General features: G+C 71.9%; 15 protein-coding genes. 8 read left to right on the plus strand and 7 right to left on the minus strand.

Features of this window, described 5'->3' with window-relative positions; genetic code table 11:
- Positions 1-92: 92 nt before the first annotated feature.
- On the minus strand, positions 93-977 hold the full coding sequence (locus OHU35_RS37470) for a LysR family transcriptional regulator (protein ID WP_189722475.1): 885 nt from the start codon (positions 975-977) through the stop codon (positions 93-95).
- 118 nt (positions 978-1,095) lie between these two features.
- Between OHU35_RS37470 and OHU35_RS37475 the strand changes: the two genes are divergently transcribed.
- The 6 genes from OHU35_RS37475 to OHU35_RS37500 all read left to right on the plus strand — a co-directional run bounded on the left by OHU35_RS37475 (position 1,096) and on the right by OHU35_RS37500 (position 7,584).
- A complete protein-coding gene (locus tag OHU35_RS37475) occupies positions 1,096-1,767 on the plus strand; it encodes a succinate dehydrogenase (protein WP_189722672.1) in 672 nt (223 codons plus the stop codon).
- Between the two features lie 2 nt (positions 1,768-1,769).
- Positions 1,770-3,719: a fumarate reductase/succinate dehydrogenase flavoprotein subunit gene (locus OHU35_RS37480; RefSeq protein ID WP_359889979.1), complete on the plus strand. Its 1,950-nt coding sequence runs from the start codon at positions 1,770-1,772 to the stop codon at positions 3,717-3,719.
- Complete coding sequence (locus tag OHU35_RS37485) at positions 3,716-4,465, plus strand: succinate dehydrogenase/fumarate reductase iron-sulfur subunit (RefSeq protein WP_405508474.1); 750 nt, start codon at positions 3,716-3,718, stop codon at positions 4,463-4,465. Before OHU35_RS37480 ends, OHU35_RS37485 begins: the two co-directional genes overlap by 4 nt.
- 116 nt (positions 4,466-4,581) lie before the next feature.
- The gene (locus OHU35_RS37490) at positions 4,582-5,349 is read left to right on the plus strand and encodes a GNAT family N-acetyltransferase (RefSeq protein ID WP_189722472.1); all 768 of its coding nucleotides are present in this window, start codon (positions 4,582-4,584) and stop codon (positions 5,347-5,349) included.
- A complete protein-coding gene (locus tag OHU35_RS37495) occupies positions 5,349-6,302 on the plus strand; it encodes a lysophospholipid acyltransferase family protein (protein ID WP_405508476.1) in 954 nt (317 codons plus the stop codon). The genes OHU35_RS37490 and OHU35_RS37495 overlap by 1 nt, the downstream gene beginning before the upstream one ends.
- Before the next feature lie 106 nt (positions 6,303-6,408).
- Entirely contained in the window at positions 6,409-7,584 is a 1,176-nt protein-coding gene (locus tag OHU35_RS37500) for an alanine--tRNA ligase-related protein (RefSeq protein ID WP_359889986.1), read from the plus strand.
- A gap of 4 nt (positions 7,585-7,588) precedes the next feature.
- On the opposite strand, the gene OHU35_RS37505 is transcribed toward OHU35_RS37500, so the two are convergent.
- Positions 7,589-9,940 carry an ATP-binding cassette domain-containing protein gene (locus OHU35_RS37505; protein WP_405508478.1) on the minus strand — a complete coding sequence of 784 codons (2,352 nt, stop codon included), beginning with the start codon at positions 9,938-9,940 and terminating at the stop codon, positions 7,589-7,591.
- A gap of 10 nt (positions 9,941-9,950) precedes the next feature.
- Positions 9,951-10,949, minus strand: coding sequence for an LLM class flavin-dependent oxidoreductase (locus OHU35_RS37510; protein WP_405508479.1), 999 nt, complete (start codon positions 10,947-10,949; stop codon positions 9,951-9,953).
- A gap of 352 nt (positions 10,950-11,301) precedes the next feature.
- Between OHU35_RS37510 and OHU35_RS37515 the strand changes: the two genes are divergently transcribed.
- A complete protein-coding gene (locus OHU35_RS37515) occupies positions 11,302-13,314 on the plus strand; it encodes an NACHT domain-containing protein (RefSeq protein ID WP_405508480.1) in 2,013 nt (670 codons plus the stop codon).
- Between the two features lie 6 nt (positions 13,315-13,320).
- Here OHU35_RS37515 and rpmF read toward each other — a convergent pair whose 3' ends face one another.
- The 4 genes from rpmF to OHU35_RS37535 all read right to left on the minus strand — a co-directional run bounded on the left by rpmF (position 13,321) and on the right by OHU35_RS37535 (position 17,214).
- Positions 13,321-13,491 carry a 50S ribosomal protein L32 gene (rpmF, locus tag OHU35_RS37520; RefSeq protein ID WP_010043581.1) on the minus strand — a complete coding sequence of 57 codons (171 nt, stop codon included), beginning with the start codon at positions 13,489-13,491 and terminating at the stop codon, positions 13,321-13,323.
- Between the two features lie 44 nt (positions 13,492-13,535).
- Positions 13,536-15,131 carry a cation acetate symporter gene (locus tag OHU35_RS37525; RefSeq protein ID WP_189722671.1) on the minus strand — a complete coding sequence of 532 codons (1,596 nt, stop codon included), beginning with the start codon at positions 15,129-15,131 and terminating at the stop codon, positions 13,536-13,538.
- A complete protein-coding gene (locus tag OHU35_RS37530; protein ID WP_405509401.1) occupies positions 15,128-15,520 on the minus strand; it encodes a DUF485 domain-containing protein in 393 nt (130 codons plus the stop codon). Before OHU35_RS37530 ends, OHU35_RS37525 begins: the two co-directional genes overlap by 4 nt.
- Before the next feature lie 485 nt (positions 15,521-16,005).
- The gene (locus OHU35_RS37535) at positions 16,006-17,214 is read right to left on the minus strand and encodes a right-handed parallel beta-helix repeat-containing protein (RefSeq protein WP_405508483.1); all 1,209 of its coding nucleotides are present in this window, start codon (positions 17,212-17,214) and stop codon (positions 16,006-16,008) included.
- 112 nt (positions 17,215-17,326) lie between these two features.
- On the opposite strand from OHU35_RS37535, the gene OHU35_RS37540 reads away from it, so the two are divergent.
- A complete protein-coding gene (locus tag OHU35_RS37540) occupies positions 17,327-17,821 on the plus strand; it encodes a hypothetical protein (RefSeq protein ID WP_189722463.1) in 495 nt (164 codons plus the stop codon).
- The last annotated feature ends 16 nt before the right edge of the window (positions 17,822-17,837 follow it).

The following is a 17,837-nucleotide window of genomic DNA, read 5'->3' on the forward strand; positions in this document are numbered from 1 at the left end:
GGGCGCGGGGCTGTATTCGATGTGCGGCTCCGCCGCGTGGGCACGACCAGCCACACACAACCCGCACCCTCGAACGGCGCCCCTGAACCGCCTCACCGCTCAAGCAACATCCGCTGCAACTCCCGAGCAGCCCGAGGCGGAGCCACATCACTGCGGTGTGCGAGTGCAATCGTGCGGTGGAGGCCGGGTCTGGCCAGCGGCGTAACCCGCAGACCACGACCCGACCTGGCCGCGACCATCCGCGGCACCACCGCAACCCCCAACCCCGCCCGCACAAACCCCAGCACCGCGTCCATCTCCCCGCCCTCCACCGCGAAGTCCGGCTCGAACCCCTCGGCGCGGCACGCCGCCACGGTCAGCTCCCGCAGGTCGTACCCGTGCCGGAACATCACCATCCGCTCACCCTCCAGATCGGCGACGCGCACCGTGCGCCGCCCCCCGCCGGGTCTCGGCGCGTCGGGTGAGGAGACCACCACAAGATCCTCCCGCAGCAGCTCCACCGTGGTCAGCGCCGGTGACGGCGTGGGCAGGGGCAGCACGACCAGCGCCAGATCCAGCGCACCACGCGCCAGCTCCCGCACCAGATCATGAGAGCCGCCCTCCTCGATCAGCAGCCGGATCCCGGGATAGCGATCATGGAACGCGCGCAGCACATCCGGCAGCAGGCCCGTGCACACACTCGGCGTCGCCCCCAGCCGCACCCGTCCCCGCCGCAGCTGTGCCAGCTCCTGTACCTCGTGCCGGGCCGTGTCCGCGTCGGCCAGGATCCGCCGGGCCAGGGGCAGAAGCGCCTCCCCGGCGTCCGTGAGCGTGATGTTGCCGCGGGCGCGCCGGAACAGGTCCGCGCCCAGTTCCCGCTCCAGCGCTTTGATCTGCTGCGACAACGACGGCTGCGCGACATGGACCAGATCGGCGGCCCGGGTGAAGTGCCGGGTCTCGGCGACGGCCACGAAGTACTGGAGCTGCTGGAACTGCATACTCGTACGATAGCCCTGGCCTATGGAATCAAGCCGGACCATGTCTTGGACCGATCAGCCGCGCGTCCGTAGCGTGCTGGACATGGCTCTGGCAACGCGGACGGACAAACGGCCGTCCATGGCACGCACCGTGTGGGACTCCACCCTCGGCAAGAAGACCGTGATGGCGGTCAGCGGGCTGATCATGCTGCTGTACCTGGTCGTCCACATGATCGGAAACTTGAAGATCTTCTTCGGGGCCGGCGAGTTCAACGACTACGCGCACTGGCTGCGGGTCGTCGGCGAGCCGTTCATGCACTACGAGTGGACGCTCTGGCTCGTCCGGATCGTGCTGGTCGCCGCCGTCGTCGCCCACGCCACCTCCGCGTACCAGCTCAGCCGCCGCGACATCAAGGCGCGCCCGAGCAAGTACGTGCACAAGAAGCCGCGGGCCGGCTACGCCACGCGCACCATGCGCTGGGGCGGAATCATCCTCGGGCTGTTCATCGTCTGGCACATCCTGGACCTGACGACCGGCACCGTGCACCCCGGCGGCTTCCAGGAGGGCCGTCCGTACCAGAACGTCGTGGACACGTTCTCCACCTGGTACGGCAACGTCGTCTACATCGTCGCGATGCTCGCGCTCGGCCTGCACATCCGGCACGGCTTCTGGAGCGCCGCCCAGACCCTCGGCGTCGGCAGCCGCAGCCGCGACCGCGCCCTGAAGACCGTCGCCAACGTTCTCGCGCTGCTGCTCACGGCCGGTTTCATCGCCGTACCCGTGGGCGTCATGACCGGAGTGGTGAGCTGAAGATGACTTCCTACGCCGACTACGCGACCGGTGAGCCGGTCGTCGACACCAAGGCCCCGTCCGGGCCGGTCAACGAGCGCTGGGACAAGCGCCGCTTCGAAGCCAAACTCGTCAACCCCGCCAACCGGCGCAAACACACCGTCATCGTCGTCGGCACCGGCCTCGCCGGCGGCTCCGCCGGGGCCACCCTCGCCGAACAGGGCTACCACGTCGTCCAGTTCTGCTACCAGGACTCCCCGCGCCGCGCCCACTCCATCGCCGCGCAGGGCGGCATCAACGCCGCGAAGAACTACCGCAACGACGGCGACTCCATCCACCGGCTGTTCTACGACACCGTCAAGGGCGGCGACTTCCGGGCCCGCGAGTCCAACGTCCACCGGCTCGCCCAGATCTCCGTCGAGATCATCGACCAGTGCGTGGCCCAGGGCGTCCCGTTCGCCCGCGAGTACGGCGGGCTGCTCGACACCCGCTCCTTCGGCGGGGTGCAGGTCTCGCGCACGTTCTACGCCCGCGGCCAGACGGGCCAGCAGCTCCTCCTCGGCGCCTACCAGGCTCTCAGCCGGCAGATCGCCGCCGGGAACATCGAGATGCGTCCGCGGACCGAGATGCTCGACCTGATCGTCGTGGACGGGCGAGCCCGCGGGATCGTGGCGCGGGACCTCGTCACCGGCCGTATCGACACGTACTTCGCGGACGCCGTCGTGCTCGCCTCCGGCGGCTACGGCAACGTCTTCTACCTGTCGACGAACGCCATGAACTCCAACGCCACCGCCATCTGGCGGGCCCACCGGCGCGGCGCCCTGTTCGCCAACCCCTGCTTCACCCAGATCCACCCCACCTGCATCCCGCGCACCGGCGACCACCAGTCCAAGCTGACGCTGATGAGCGAGTCGCTGCGCAACGACGGGCGTATCTGGGTGCCCAGGGCGAAGGGGGACCAGCGGCCCCCGAACGAGATCCCCGAGGACGAGCGCGACTACTACCTGGAGCGCGTCTATCCGTCCTTCGGCAATCTCGTACCGCGTGACATCGCCTCGCGGGCCGCGAAGAACGTGTGCGACGAGGGCAGGGGCGTCGGTCCCGGCGGCCAGGGCGTGTACCTGGACTTCGCCGACGCGATCGCGCGGATGGGCCGCAAGGCCGTCGAGGCCAAGTACGGCAACCTCTTCGACATGTACCAGCGGATCACCGACGAGGACCCGTACCGGGTGCCGATGCGGATCTACCCCGCCGTGCACTACACGATGGGCGGCCTGTGGGTCGACTACGACCTCCAGACCACCGTGCCGGGGCTCTTCGCCATCGGCGAGGCCAACTTCTCCGACCACGGGGCCAACCGGCTCGGCGCCTCCGCGCTGATGCAGGGCCTCGCCGACGGCTACTTCGTCCTCCCGGCGACCATCAACGACTACCTGGCCCGCAACCCGCACCACGACGCGGTCACCGACGAACACCCCGTCGTCCAGGAGGTGCTGGCCGAGACCCAGGACCGGCTCAACCTGCTGCTGTCCGTCGACGGCGACCGCACCCCCGACTCCTTCCACCGCGAGGTCGGCGAACTCATGTGGGAGTTCTGCGGCATGGCCCGCACCGACGCGGGACTGCGCAAGGCACTGGAGCGCATCCCGCAGATCCGCGAGGAGTTCTGGAGGCGCGTCAAGGTGCCCGGCACCGGCGAGGAGTTCAACCAGTCGCTGGAGAAGGCCAACCGCGTCGTCGACTACCTGGAGCTGGCCGAGCTGATGTGCCTCGACGCGCTGCACCGCGACGAGTCCTGCGGCGGCCACTTCCGCGAGGAGTCCCAGACGCCCGACGGCGAGGCCGCCCGCAAGGACGAGGAGTTCGGGTACGCGGCCGCCTGGGAGTTCACCGGCACCGGCGAGGCTCCGACCCTGCACAGGGAAGACCTGGCCTTCGAGTACGTCCACCCCACCCAGCGGAGCTACGCATGAAGCTCACCCTGCGCGTCTGGCGACAGCGGAACGCCGACGCCGACGGCACGATGTCCACGTACGAGGTGGACGACATCTCGCCCGACATGTCCTTCCTGGAGATGCTGGACACGCTCAACGAGGAACTCATCCTGCGGGGTGAGGATCCGGTGGCCTTCGACCACGACTGCCGTGAGGGCATCTGCGGTGCCTGTTCGCTCGTGATCAACGGGGACGCGCACGGCCCGGAACGCACCACGACCTGCCAGTTGCACATGAGGTCCTTCGAGGACGGCGACACGATCGACATCGAGCCGTGGCGGGCCTCCGCCTTCCCGGTCATCAAGGACCTGGTCGTGGACCGGTCCGCCTTCGACCGGATCATCCAGGCCGGCGGCTACATCACCGCGCCGACGGGCGCGGCTCCGGAAGCGCATGCCACGCCGGTGCCGAAGCCGGACGCCGACCTCGCGTTCGAGCACGCGGAGTGCATCGGCTGCGGGGCATGTGTGGCGGCTTGTCCCAACGGGGCGGCGATGCTGTTCACGTCCGCCAAGGTCAACCATCTGAACGTGCTGCCGCAGGGGGCGCCCGAGCGGGAGACGCGGGTGCTGGACATGGTGGAGCAGATGGACGAGGAGGGCTTCGGCGGCTGCACCCTCACCGGGGAGTGTGCCACCGCCTGTCCCAAGGGAATTCCCCTCATGTCCATCACCAGCATGAACAAGGAGTGGCTGCGGGCCACGCGGAGGGTCGCCAAGCAGTAGTTCAACAGGCGCACACCCGCGCTCCTGGCACTCGTCACGCGCAGGACAGGCGGCATGGGCACAACAGTGGGCGGCGGCACCGCTCGCCGCCTCCGGCCCGTGACCAGGAGAGAGCCATGACCGGCGTACTGACCGTCGACCGCCCCGCGCAGCCCACGGCCCCCACCCGCTACACCGTCGCCCTCGCCCGGAACGAGGAGGACGTGCGTGCCGCGCAGCGGCTGCGGCACGACGTCTTCGCCGGAGAGCTGGGCGCCCTGCTGGCCGGCCCGCAGCCGGGCCTCGACGTCGACTCGTTCGACGCGTACTGCGACCACCTGCTCGTCCGCGAGGAGACGACCGGCCAGGTCGTCGGCACCTACCGGCTGCTGCCGCCGGAGCGCGCGGCGGTCGCCGGGCGGCTGTACTCCGAGAGCGAGTTCGATCTGACCTCCCTCGGCGGGATCAGGCAGGAACTCGTCGAGGTCGGCCGCTCCTGCGTGCACCCCGACCACCGCGACGGCGCGGTCATCAGCCTCATCTGGGCCGGTATCGCCCGCTACATGGTCGACCGCGGCCACGAGTGGCTCGCCGGCTGCTGCTCCATCCCGCTGGCCGACGGCGGCGCTCTCGCCTCCGCCACCTGGGACCGGGTGAGGGACAAGCACCTGTCGCCGCAGGAGTACCGCGTCCAGCCGCTGCTGCCCTGGACCCCGGGTCCCGCACCCGCCGCCCGCGTCGAACTGCCCGCCCTGCTCCGCGGCTACCTGCGCCTCGGCGCCTGGGTGTGCGGCGAACCGGCCCACGACCCGGACTTCGGCGTCGCCGACCTGTACGTGCTGCTGCCGATGAGCCGGGTCAACTCGCGCTACCTGCGGCACTTCCTCTCCCTCGTGCCGGCCTGATGAGCGCCTGGCTGCCCCTCGCGCCCTGTACGCCCAGGACCTGTGTCGAGCCGGTGGCGAGGGCCGTGCCGTGGGCCGTGCTGCGGCTCACCGCGGTTGTCCTGCTCCTCCTCGCCGGGATCGCGCTGACGTCGTTCGGCTGGGGGTCCCCCCGGTTGCGGGGGAGGATTCCGGCGTCCCTGGTCCGGCGGTGGTGCCGGTGGATCGTGCGGGCCGCAGGGGTCCAGGTCCGCATCACCGGCGCCGCCGCCCCCACCGGCCCCCTGCTGCTGGTCGCCAACCACATCTCCTGGCTGGACATCCCGCTGCTCGCCGCCGTACGTCCCGCCCGGATGCTGGCCAAGACCGAGGTGCGGCGGTGGCCCGTCGCCGGGCCGCTGGCCGCGCGCGGCGGCGTCCTGTTCATCGACCGGGACCGGCTGCGGGCCCTGCCGGACACCGTCGCCCGGATCGCCGAGGTGCTGCGCGACGGCCGGGCCGTCGGGGTCTTCCCCGAGGGCAGCACCTGGTGCGGCCGCTCCCAGGGAGTCTTCCGCCGGGCCGTCTTCCAGGCCGCGCTGGACGCGGGAGCCGCCGTCCAGCCGGTCCACCTGCGGTACCGGATCGCCGGCGGGACGACGAGCACCGTGCCCGCCTTCGTCGGCGACGATTCGCTGCCGGCCTCGGTCTGGCGTGTGGTGTCGGCACGCGGACTGGTGGCCGACGTGGACGTACAGGACGTCATACCCCCGGGCGCCCACCCCGACCGGCGCTCACTCGCCCGGGCCGCACAGCCGACGCGGCCCGCAGAGCCCGCCTGGACCCACGCCGCACTGGTGACCCGGCCGTACGGCGGCACGAAAAACCCCGCGACGGTCCCCGCGCCCGCTGTTACCGTCGGATCCATGGAGGTCATCAAGCGCACCGACGCCGCAGCCGCGCGAGCGACCAGCTCACCGGCTGCCGACGCCTGACCTCGTCACCCCTTCCCGGCGGCCGGAAACGGACCGCCAGGACCCCGTACCCTCCGGCTTCCTCCCGCGCGGTTCGTTCCGGTCCCCTGACCTCAAGGAGACCGCCATGGACACGGACCGGACCGTACGGACGTTCAACGACTTCTTCCGTGAGCGCGGGCACCGGCTCGTCACCGGCAGCACGCTGCTGCCCCCGCCCTCCGATCCCGTGCTGTTCACCACGGCCGGCATGCAGCCCCTCACGCCGTATCTGCGGGGCCGCCCGCATCCCCAGGGGCGGCGGCTGGTCAACCTCCAGCGCTGCCTGCGCACCACCGACCTGGACGAGATCGGCGACACCACCCACCTGACCGTGTTCCAGATGCTCGGCTCCTGGTCACTGGGCGACTACGACCATGCCCAGTCCCTTCGCTGGGGGTACGAACTGCTGCGCGACGGATTCGGCATCCCGCAAGAGCGCCTGCACGTCACGGTCTTCGGCGGATCCGACCAGGTCGGCCCCGACACCGAATCACTGCGCGTCTGGGAGGACTTGGGGCTGCCGGTGGAGCGGGCCGGGGACGAGAACTGGTGGTCCAACGGCCCGGCCGGCCCGTGCGGCCCCGACTCGGAGATCTTCGTCTGGACGGGCGAAAGCGGCACCCCGCCCCAGGGCAGCCCCGGCACCGACCCCCGCTGGACGGAACTCTGGAACCACGTCCACATGCGCTACGAGCGCCACGCCGACGGCACTCTCGTCCCCCTGCGGCAGCCCGGAGTCGACACGGGCATGGGGCTGGAACGCCTCGTCGCCGTCCTGCAGGGGCACCGGTCGGTCTACGACACGGACGTCTTCGAACCGTGGATGCGGACCGTGCCCTCGCTGTGGGACCTGGACGGGCCGTCGACCCGCCTGGTCAGCGACCACCTGCGCGCCGGCATCGTCGTGCTCGGCGACGGCGTACGGCCGTCGAACACCGGCCGCGGCTACGTCCTGCGCCGGCTGATCCGCCGTCTCCTCACCACGCTCGGCGGCGGCGATTCCTCCCGCACCCTCGCCGACCTGCCCCCGGAGCTGATCGAGCACACCCTCGACCACTTCCGCCAGTCCGTCGGCCTGGACCTCGTCCGGGAGGTCCTCCTCGACGAGGAACAGCGGTTCGGCAGGCTCCTGGAACGGGGAAGCCGTCTGCTCTCCCGGCCCGAGTACCGGAAACCGCTCAGCGAGGAGGACTACGGCTACCTCCACGACACCCACGGCCTGCCCCGGGACCTCGTCGCCGGTCTGCTCGCCGACCGCTGACGGGCTACGGCCGCTCCCGGCCGAGCGCCCGGCCCAGATACCGTGCCGTGGCGCTCGGCTGCGCCCGTGCCACCGCCGCGGGCGGACCCGCCGCCACGATCCGGCCGCCCGCGTCGCCGCCGCCCGGGCCGAGGTCGATCACCCAGTCCGCCCGCGCGACGACGGACATGTCGTGCTCGACGACGATCACCGTGTGCCCGGCGTCGACCAGGCCGTGCAACTGGCGCATCAGGACGTCGACGTCGGCCGGGTGGAGGCCGGTCGTCGGCTCGTCGAGGAGGTAGAGCGTGTGGCCGCGCCGGCCGCGCTGCAGCTCGCTCGCCAGCTTGATGCGCTGCGCCTCGCCGCCGGACAGTTCGGTCGCGGGCTGGCCGAGACGCAGATAGCCGAGGCCCACGTCCAGCAAGGTGCCGAGGCTGCGGGCCACGGCCGGGGTGTCCGCGAAGAACTCGGCCGCGCTCTCCACCGTCAGGTCCAGCACCTGCGCGATGTCCCGCCCCCGGTACGACACTTCCAGCGTCTCGGGGTTGTACCGGGCCCCGCCGCAGTCCGGGCAGGGCGCGTACGTGCTCGGCAGGAACAGCAGCTCCACGCTGACGAACCCCTCGCCCTGGCAGGTCTCACAGCGCCCGCCCGCCACGTTGAAGGAGAACCGGCCGACGCCGAAGCCCCGTTCGCGCGCCCCGTCGGTGGCCGCGAACACCTTGCGCACCACGTCGAAGAGGCCGGTGTAGGTCGCGAGGTTCGAGCGCGGGGTGCGCCCGATCGGCCTCTGGTCGACCGAGACCAGCCGGCCCACCCCCGCCGTGTCCTCCGTGATCTCCCCGATGAGCGTGGACTTGCCGGAGCCGGACACCCCGGTGACCGCCGTGAACACACCGAGCGGGAAATCGGCGGTCACCCCGCGCAGGTTGTGCCGGGTGACCGGGCCGGTCTTCAGCCACCCGCCCGGTTCGCGGACCTCCCGGGCCGGGGCGGGGGAGCGGTCGAACAGGTAGCGGGCCGTCGCCGACTCCTCGACGCCGGCCAGCTCCGCCACCGGGCCGCTGTGCAGCACCCGCCCGCCGTGCTCGCCCGCCTCCGGGCCCACGTCCACCAGCCAGTCGGCGCCACGTACGACATCGAGGTGGTGCTCCACCACGAACACCGAGTTCCCGGCCGCCTTCAGCCGCTCCAGCACCGTGAGCAGCGCCTCGGTGTCCGCCGGGTGCAGCCCGGCCGACGGCTCGTCGAGGACGTAGACGACGCCGAACAGGCCGGAGCGCAGTTGGGTGGCGAGGCGCAGGCGTTGCAGTTCGCCGGCGGAGAGGGTGGGGGTGGGCCGGTCGAGGCTGAGGTAGCCGAGGCCCAGCTCGACGACCGGTGCGATCCGGGACGTCAGGTCGGCGGTGAGGACCCGGGCGGTCTCCGACGTCGCGTCGAGACCGGCGGCCAGCTCCACCAGCGGCAGCGCCGCCAGCTCGGCGATGGTCCGGCCGCCGAACGTCACAGCGAGTGCCTCGGGGCGCAGCCGGCTCCCGCCGCAGGCCGCGCAGGGCGCACTGGTCAGGAACCGTTCGGCTTTCGTCCGCAGGGTCGGGCTCTTGGAGTCCGAGAAGGTCTTCATCACGTACCGCCGGGCGCTCATGTACGTGCCCTGGTACGGCCGCTGGATGCGGTCCGCGTCCCGCACCGGGTGCACGGTGACCACCGGCTGCTCGTCCGTGAACAGGATCCACTCCCGGGCCGTGGCGGGCAGCTCCCGCCACGGCCGGTCCACGTCGTGGCCGAGCGCGTCGAGGATGTCCCGCAGGTTCTTGCCCTGCCAGGCACCCGGCCACGCGGCGATCGCGCCCTCGCGGATCGACAGCGACGGGTCGGGGACCAGCAACTCCTCGCTCGTACGGTGCACTTGCCCGAGACCATGGCACTCCGGGCAGGCCCCGGCCGCCGTGTTGGGCGAGAACGCGTCGGAGTCGAGGCGCCCGGCGCCGGGCGGGTAGGTGCCGGCCCGGGAGAACAGCATGCGCAGGGAGTTCGAGAGGTTGGTGACGGTGCCGACGGAGGAGCGCGAGGTGGGGGCGGCGCGGCGCTGCTGGAGCGAGACGGCCGGCGGCAGACCGGTGATCTCCCCGACCTTCGGCGCGCCGACCTGGTGGATCAGCCGGCGCGCGTACGGCGCGACCGACTCGAAGTAGCGCCGCTGGGCCTCCGCGTAGATCGTGCCGAACGCCAGGGACGACTTCCCCGAGCCGGACACGCCGGTGAACACGGCCAGCACATCCCGGGGGATGTCGACGTCGATGCCCTGGAGGTTGTGCTCGCGGGCGCCGCGGACGCGGACGTAAGGGTCGTGGGGGGTGTGGGGGTCGTGCATGAGCAGGACTCTAACCGGAGGTGATCGAGGCCAGCCGCCGGTAGGAGTCCAGCAGGGCCTCGCGGTCGTACGTGCTGGTGGTGACCAGGACCTCCTGCGCCCCGGTCTCCTTCAGTACCGTCTCCAGCTCGTCGGCGACCTGCTCCTCGGTGCCGGCGAGCTGGCCGGTGAGACCGGACATGTAGAAGCCGTGCTCCTTGGCCGTCATGGTGAGTGCCTCGACGCGCTCGGCGGGCGGCAGGGGAGGGAACGTGCCGTGGGTACGGGAGTACGCCATCGCCCAGGCCTCCGGGACGAGCAGCCGCCGGGCCTCCTCGGGGGTGGCGGCCACGGCGATCGTGCCCGAGATGACGACGTACGGCTCCGGCGCCCAGGCGGAGGGGCGGAAGTGGTCGCGGTAGTGGTCGATGCCGCGCCGCATCTTCTCCCGGTTCCGGAGATCGCCGATGACCATGGGCAGCCCCGCGCGGGCGGCGATGTCGGCGCCCTCGCCCATGGCCAGGACGAACGGCGGGACGGTCAGCCCCTCGGCGGGGCGGGCATGGACCCCGGTGGGGGAGGTGCCCCGGAACCAGCCGAGCAGCTCCCGCAGCTGGGCCTCGAAGTCCTCGGCGTCGTCCTTGTCACGGCCCAGGGCCCTGCGTACCCCGTCCGTGAAGCCGACGGACCGGCCCAGGCCCATGTCGATCCGCCCGGGGAACAGCGACTCCAGCACCCCGAACTGCTCGGCCACGACCAGTGGCCGGTGATTGGGCAGCATCACCCCGCCGGTGCCGACCCGGATCGTCCGGGTCGCGGCGGCGACGGCGGCGGCCAGCACGGTCGGCGCGGACCCGGCGACCCCGGGAACGCCGTGATGCTCCGACACCCAGACCCGGTGGTACCCGAGCCGCTCCAGCTCCCCCGCCAGCCGCACGGTGTCCCGTAGCGCCTCGGGGTGGGTGTGGCCCTCGCGGGTGCGGGAGCGGTCGAGGACGGAGAAGCGGGTGGAGGCGATCACTGAACTCACACCAGGTTCAACACCCGGGGAGCGCAGGGATTCCCCGCCGGCCTGCCGATTCCCCGGAGCAGTGCGCCCCGACGGAGACACCGACCCTGGTCGTCTCCCTGTCCACCTTCCGGCAAGGCGGGCGGCCACCTGCGCGGCGCCGCGACCGCGAAGGCCGTGCTGCCGTATCTCGACCGCCCGTGTGAGGGCCCCGGCACCGGCCCCCGACACCCCGGTCCTGTTGTTCAGCAGTCGCTGCCGCAGGGAGAGTTCCGTGCCCGGGGCGGGTATGCAGCAAGGCATGGTGGGGATCGGGGGGCGACGGGAACGAGAGCGGCGCCGGGTAGGGGCCGTGCTCGGTGTGGTGCTGCTCATGGCGAGTGCCGGTTACGCGGTGTCCCAGCTGCTGCGCGGCGGGCTCGAACCGGCCGACACCGCCGGGCTGCTCGGGCTGCCGCTCGGGGTCGCGGGGCTGGTGGCCGCGGTGGCGGCGCTGCGGCGCCCGGTGCAGGGGACGGACGCCGAGCTGGTGCGGCAGTGGGCCGCGACGCTGGCCGTTCAAGTCCAGCAGAGCGAAGGCAAGTTGCGTCACCAGCTGCTCGGCCGCGACACCCGGCGCATCGACCTGAGCTACACGCTGCGGGCGGTGCCGGGGCCCGCGGCCGACGCCCCGGGGGCGGGACGAACCTTTCGCGACTCCGACGGCGCCGGCGCGGACCCGGACATAGCGGGGTTCTTCCGGGCCACCCGGCCCCGGCGGCTCGTCATCGCCGGCGCCCCCGGCTCCGGCAAGACGGTTCTGGCCCTGGAGCTCGTCCTGGCCCTGGCCGCCGACCGCGCCGACACCGACCCGGTGCCCGTGCGCATCCCCATGGCCCAGTGGGACACCGCCCACACCCTGCCCGGACTGCTGGCCGACCACCTCACGCAGGCCCTGGACTGGCCCCGGGAGATGGCGGAGCGGCTGGTGGACCACGGCATGGTGCTGCCCGTCCTGGACGGCCTGGACGAGATGGATCCCCCACGCGACGACGGCTCGCCGGACCCGGACGCACCGCGTGCGCGGGCCGCCGTACAGCACCTGAACGCCTACCAGCGGGGTCTGGAGGCGGGCCCCCTCGTGCTCACCAGCCGGATCGCGAACTACGACGCGCTGCTGGCGCACGAACCCCTGGTCGACGCCGCGCTGGTGGTCATCGCGCCCGTGGCGTCCGAGCCCGCGCTGACCTACCTGCGCGACCGTTGCCGTGATCAGGCCCGCTGGCAGTGCCTGCTGGACCACCTCGACGCACAGCCGTCCTGCGTGCACGCCCAGATCCTGTCGACCCCCTGGCGGCTCGGCCTGACCGCCACCGTCTACCGCTACCACGGCGACCCGGCGGAGCTGCTCACGCTGCGCGACACCGACGCACTCGACCGGCATCTGCTGGCCCGCTACATCCAGGCAGCCGTCGAACCCGCGGCCGGCGACCCGGCCCCCGCTCGCTACCCGCCGACGCAGGTCCACCGCTGGCTGCATCACCTGACCGGGCATCTGACCGGAACCGGCGCGACGGCCTATCCGACCACCGACATCACCGTGCACGGCCTGTGGCCGCTGGCCGGCCCCCGCAGGGTGCGGGTGGCGGACGCGCTGCTCACGTTCTGCACGATCAGCGCGGTCCTGCCCGCCGCCTGGCTGACCCCCGAGCCGGGTGAGGCCGCGGCGGGTGTGCTGGCCCTGGCCGTGGCGTGCGGACTGGCTGCCGCGCTCGCCCTCAGCCCCAGCAGGCTGGACTGGCAGAAGCGGCACATGCCCGGCCTCCGGGGGCCGTTCGTGCTGGGGCTCGTCGTCAATCCCGTCCTCGCCACCTTCGTCGGCGTCGCCGCCGGGCTCGCGGTCGGCGCGGCGATCGCGGCGGCGGGCCACCCCTCGGCCGCGCTCGCCGTCGGGACGGTCACCAGCTGGGTCTCCGGGCTGGGCGCCGGTTTCCGGTTCAGTGTGGCGGCCGGGCTGCGCGGGGCGGCGCCCACGACGGCGGTCAGCCCTCCGGTCGCGCTGCGCGACGACACCGTCTACGGACTCGTCTACGCCGTCTCCACCGGGCTGTTCGGCGGACTGGCCGTCGGCGGCACGGTGGCGCTGTTGCTGGAGCCGAGCACCGGTCTCGTCGTCGGAGCGGCGACCGCGATCGCCTCCGGCCAGGCGTCGGGTCTCAGTGCCGCGCGGCGCTACCTGGTCTTCCTGCTGTGCGCGCGCCGACGGCTGCCCTTCCGGCTGGGCCGCTTCCTGGACTGGGCCTGCGCGGCAGGCCTCATGCGCTACTCCGGTCCGGCCTACCAGTTCCGCCACGCCGAACTGCAGCACTGGCTCGCCGCGCACCCGGACCCCGTGGTCACGCCGTGACCCCTCCTAGCCCTCGGGGCGCAGCAGCCCGCGCTCGTAGGCCTTGACCAGGTTCTGCGGTACGAGGTGGCGGACGCCGTCGACGGTGACCGGGACCAGCGTCGGGGTGGCCGCCTTCCACTGGGCGCGGCGGTGACGGGTGTTGCTGCGGGACATCTTCCGCTTCGGGACAGCCATGGGACTCCTCCTCGGTGTCCGGCCGCCGATGCCCCTGGTGCGCGTCAGTCGTCGGCGCCCACCAGCATGCGCACCTCGAACTCCTCGTGCGTGGTGCTCTCCTCGGCCGGGCCCTTGTCCAGCACCGTGCCGAGCCAGCCCAACAGGAAGCCCGCGGGGATGGAGACGATGCCCGGGTTCTGGAGCGGGAACCAGGCGAAGTCGACGTCGGGGTAGAAGGAGGCCGGGGCGGAGGAGACGACGGGGGAGAACACGGCGAGCAGGACGGAGGTGGCCAGGCCGCCGTAGAGGCTGAGCAGCGCCCCCTTCGCCGTGAAGCGCCGCCAGAAGAGGGTGTAGATGATCGTCGGCAGGATCGCGGACGCCGCGATGGCGAAGGCGAGGAAGGCGAGCGTCGCGGTGTTCGCCCCCCAGGCGACGAGGGCCAGCAGGATGCCGAGGATGCCGATGACCGCACCGGACAGCCGGGCCACGGTCAGTTCCTCCGTCTCACTGGCCTGGCCCTTGCGGATCACCTCGCTGTACAGGTCGTGCGCGAGGGACGAGGCCGCGGCCAGGGTGAGGCCCACCGCCACGGCGAGCAGGGTCAGATAGGCCAGGCAGGTCAGCAGCGCGGTGAGCACGCTGCCGCCCAGCTCATGGGCGAGCAGCAGGACGGAGGCGTTGCCGGTGCGGTCCGTGTTCTCGATGGTGTCCCGGCCGAGGAGCGCGGTGGCGCCGAGGCCGAGGATGCCGGCCCCGAAACAGACCGCGCCGACCAGGCCGACGGCCCACAGGAGGGAGGAGCGCAGCACGCCGCTCTTGCGCGGGGCGAGCAGCCGCATCAGCACGTGCGGGAGGGCGGCGAGGCCGAGGACGATGGCCAGTTCGAGGCTGAAGAAGTCCAGCTTGTTGCTGACGGTCCCGCCGTAGCGCTGCCCGGGTTCGAGGAGCTGCAGGCCGGTGCCGCTGCGTTCGGCCGCCCTCTCGAGCAGCGCGTTGGGGTTCCAGTCGAAGTGGTACAGCACCCAGCCCGCGGTGAACAGCACGCCCACCACCAGCATCACGGCCTTGATGATCTGGATGACCGTGGCACCGGGCATGCCGCCGAGGGAGGCGTACAGGATCACGAACGTACCGATCACGGCCACGCACAGCGTGCGGGTGGTGGCACTCGGCGCTCCGGTGAACTGCGTCAACAGCGCCACGCTGCCGACGAGTTGGGCCACCAGGTAGAGCGTCGCGATGGCCAGGATGCAGACCGCGAGGGCGACCCGCACCGGCCGCTGCTGCCGGGGCAGGCGCAGCGCCACCGTGTCGCCCAGCGTGAACTTCCCCGTGCGGTGCAGGGGTTCGGCGATCAGCAGCAGCACCATCATCCAGGCGACGGTGGTGCCGCCGAGGTACATCAGCCCGTCGTACCCGGTCAGGGCGACCAGTCCGGTGCTGCCCAGCAGGGTGGCGGCGGACAGGTAGTCGCCGCACATGGCCAGGCCGTTGCGCAGCGGCGACATGGTGCGGTTGCCGAGGTAGAACTCGCTGATCTCGTCGCGCTGAGGGGCCGTCAGCAGGGCCGTGAACAGGGTGATCACGACCACGGTCAGGAACAGGACGAACGTCAGTTGCAGGCTGCTGTCGTCGATGGCGGCGGCGGTCGTCACCACGTGCGGAACCCCCTCGTGCCGTGCTGGAGGGGCTGCCCGGCCCCCTGGGGCGCCGTGGCCGAACGGGCGTGACGGTGGTCGTTCTCGTACTGGCGGGACCTGAGGCCGCGGGCGAGCGGATCGACCCGGCTGCGCATGTGCCGGACATAGCACCAGGCGGTCACACCCATGATGACGAACTGCCCGAGGCCGAGGGTGAGCCCGATCGTGAGGTGGCCGAACAGCGGCTGGTTCATCATCGCGGGAACAAAACTCGACAGCAGTACATACAGCAGGAATCCGCCGGCGGAGAGCATCGTCGCCCGGGTGCCGAACCGGCGCTGCGCGCGACGCAGTGAGTGGAATTCGGGATGGTCGGATATGCGAGACGGCGGTGTGTGTTCGATGTGCGGAAGCGGGAATGTGGGAGTGTCTTCCCGCCGGGGTGGGAATTCGGGCACAGGCGCACCTTCTTCGCTGCTTCGTGCCCCGCACTCGACCCCGTCGGGGAGGTGCCGCGTCCGGCTTTCGAGCAGGGTGGAGGGACGCCGGACATGGTGAGGGGGTGCGGGCTCTGTGGGGGGCTCGTGAAATCGAAAGACTCGCTGTTCGGAATCACGCGGACGGCCTCGGGGTTCTGTGTGGAGATCCCCGACCAGCCCCGGCCGCGGGTGGTGGCGAGGCTGAATGCGGAGTATGTCAGTGCTGTGCTTGAGCCATCAACTGTGAGGGTCAATTGACTTGTGTCCATGGCTCGTTCACGTCCCCGTTGAAGGATTGACGGAACTGCGACGGCCTGCGTGAAAGTGGCTTCTGATGAATAGTCCGGACCATTTCTCCGGCCAGGCTGTCTCAAACGTGCCGTACCTTCGGACAGCCCGGCCGGCCGGGATCAGAAACGGGCGCCGACGGCGGTGCCGGACCGTGGGACGAGGAACGCCGGCGCCTTCGGCAGCGAGCCGTCCGCCGCCCGGGGGCCGGTGAGCGGACCCGGGTCGGTGCTCAGTACCGAGGAGGCGTTCCAGGTGCCGCCGAGGTTCCAGGAGTTGCCGCTGGCGACCGTCTTGGCCCCGACGGCTGCCGCGCGCTGGTCCGCGATGGAAAGGTTGCCGGTGAGCCGGGCGGTCCCGCCCGAGACGTCGGCGTCGAAACCCGTACCGGCGTTGCCGTACGTGGAGTCGCGGCTCAGGTTGAGGGAGCCGGGGTTGCCGTTGTCGGTGAAGCCGTGTTTCGCGTTCTTGAAGGAGACGCTGTCGCGCACGGTGTGGGCCACTGCCGGGGCCGGGCTGCCGCCGCCGAGCTTGAAGCCGTTGCCGACACCCGCGAAGTCGGGGAAGTTCCAGCGGTTGAACCCGTTGCCGTACGCCACCGTGTTCTCGATCGTCACCGGGGAGGCGAACTCCCAGGCGTCGAAGCCGTCGTCGACGTTGTTCCAGAGCCGGGCGCCGCGTACCACGTTGCCCGTGCCGCTGCCCTCCTTGACGGCCAGGCCGTCGGCGCTCTCCCCGTTCTTGCGTGGGTCGCGGTTGCCGTAACTGTCCAGGTTCAGGATCTGGTTGCCGCTGGAGGCGCCCTGGAGCTGGAAGCCGGACTCGTAGTTGTCGTGCGTGCTCAGGCGCGAGAAGACGTTGCCGTCGCAGCCGTCGCAGTAGACCCCGTACGGGCCGTTGACGATCTCCAGATCCGAGATCCGCCAGTGCGACGCCTCCATGTGGAGCGCCCCGCGCTCGGCCCGCGGGATGCTGCCGCCGACCGGGGTGTGGCTCGCGGGCAGTCTCTCGCCGTCGACGACCACGCGCTCGCCCGGGTGGGCGGCGAGGGTGATGGGCTGGGACGCGGTCCCCGAGGTGGTGACGGTGATGTTGTCCGTGAGGGCGTACGTCCCGCCGCGCACGCTGATGGTGTCGCCGGGCTTCGCCAGGTCCACCGCCCGCTGGATGGTCTTCAGCGGCCGGGCGAGCGTGCCGGGGGCGGAGTCGTCCCCGTTCGGCGCCACGCCCAGGGTCGTGCCCGCGGCGACCGCCGGCCCCGCCGGACCGCCCAGCGCCATGGCCAGCGCCGCCCCCGTCACCGCCGCCGACCAGATCCTTGTGTTGCGCATACGGCCTCCTGCCTCTGCCTGCTTGGTGTCGCAGAGCAGTGGCCGCACGGCGAGTGAAGGTTGCCGGGCGGCGACGGGAAGTGCCGGGCGGACACGGCCTAGGGTGGGCTGTGTGAGTGACGATCGCAGCAAGACGCCGCTGGCCGTGTTCGACCTGGACAACACCCTTGCCGACACCGCGCACCGGCAGCGGTTCCTGGAGCGCAGGCCGCGTGACTGGGACGGGTTCTTCGCGGCGGCTCCGCAGGACCCGCCGCTGCCCGAGGGCATCGCGATGGTCCGGCAGAGCGCGCGGGAGTGCGAGGTCGTCTACCTCACCGGTCGGCCCGAGCGCTGCCGGCGCGACACGCTCGACTGGCTGGCCGCCCAGGGGCTGCCCGAGGGGCGCGTCCACATGCGGACGAACGCCGACCGCAGGCCCGCCCGGGTCACCAAGCTGGAGATCCTGCGACGGCTCGCCCGCACGCGTGAGGTCCGCGTCCTCGTGGACGACGACGAACTGGTCTGCGAGGACGCCCGGCGCGCGGGCTTCACCGTCGTCCGGGCCGACTGGGCCGCCCGGTCCGCCGAGCTCAAGGCGGCGCAGGAGCGGGAAGGCCGGACCTGAGGGCGCGTGCTTCCGG

Origin of the sequence: Streptomyces purpurascens (assembly GCF_045040895.1) — a bacterium.
GTDB classification, from domain to species: Bacteria; Actinomycetota; Actinomycetes; order Streptomycetales; family Streptomycetaceae; genus Streptomyces; species Streptomyces purpurascens.

Bases quoted from the DNA above. Each gene is read 5' to 3' on its own strand.
- OHU35_RS37490 (WP_189722472.1), top strand. From the start codon at position 4,582: ATGACCGGCGTACTGACCGTCGACCGCCCCGCGCAGCCCACGGCCCCC.
- OHU35_RS37535 (WP_405508483.1), bottom strand. From the start codon at position 17,214: ATGCGCAACACAAGGATCTGGTCGGCGGCGGTGACGGGGGCGGCGCTG.
- OHU35_RS37470 (WP_189722475.1), bottom strand. From the start codon at position 977: ATGCAGTTCCAGCAGCTCCAGTACTTCGTGGCCGTCGCCGAGACCCGG.
- OHU35_RS37475 (WP_189722672.1), top strand. From the start codon at position 1,096: ATGGCACGCACCGTGTGGGACTCCACCCTCGGCAAGAAGACCGTGATG.
- OHU35_RS37495 (WP_405508476.1), top strand. From the start codon at position 5,349: ATGAGCGCCTGGCTGCCCCTCGCGCCCTGTACGCCCAGGACCTGTGTC.
- OHU35_RS37515 (WP_405508480.1), top strand. From the start codon at position 11,302: ATGGCGAGTGCCGGTTACGCGGTGTCCCAGCTGCTGCGCGGCGGGCTC.
- OHU35_RS37500 (WP_359889986.1), top strand. From the start codon at position 6,409: ATGGACACGGACCGGACCGTACGGACGTTCAACGACTTCTTCCGTGAG.
- OHU35_RS37505 (WP_405508478.1), bottom strand. From the start codon at position 9,940: ATGCACGACCCCCACACCCCCCACGACCCTTACGTCCGCGTCCGCGGC.
- OHU35_RS37485 (WP_405508474.1), top strand. From the start codon at position 3,716: ATGAAGCTCACCCTGCGCGTCTGGCGACAGCGGAACGCCGACGCCGAC.
- rpmF (WP_010043581.1), bottom strand. From the start codon at position 13,491: ATGGCTGTCCCGAAGCGGAAGATGTCCCGCAGCAACACCCGTCACCGC.
- OHU35_RS37480 (WP_359889979.1), top strand. From the start codon at position 1,770: ATGACTTCCTACGCCGACTACGCGACCGGTGAGCCGGTCGTCGACACC.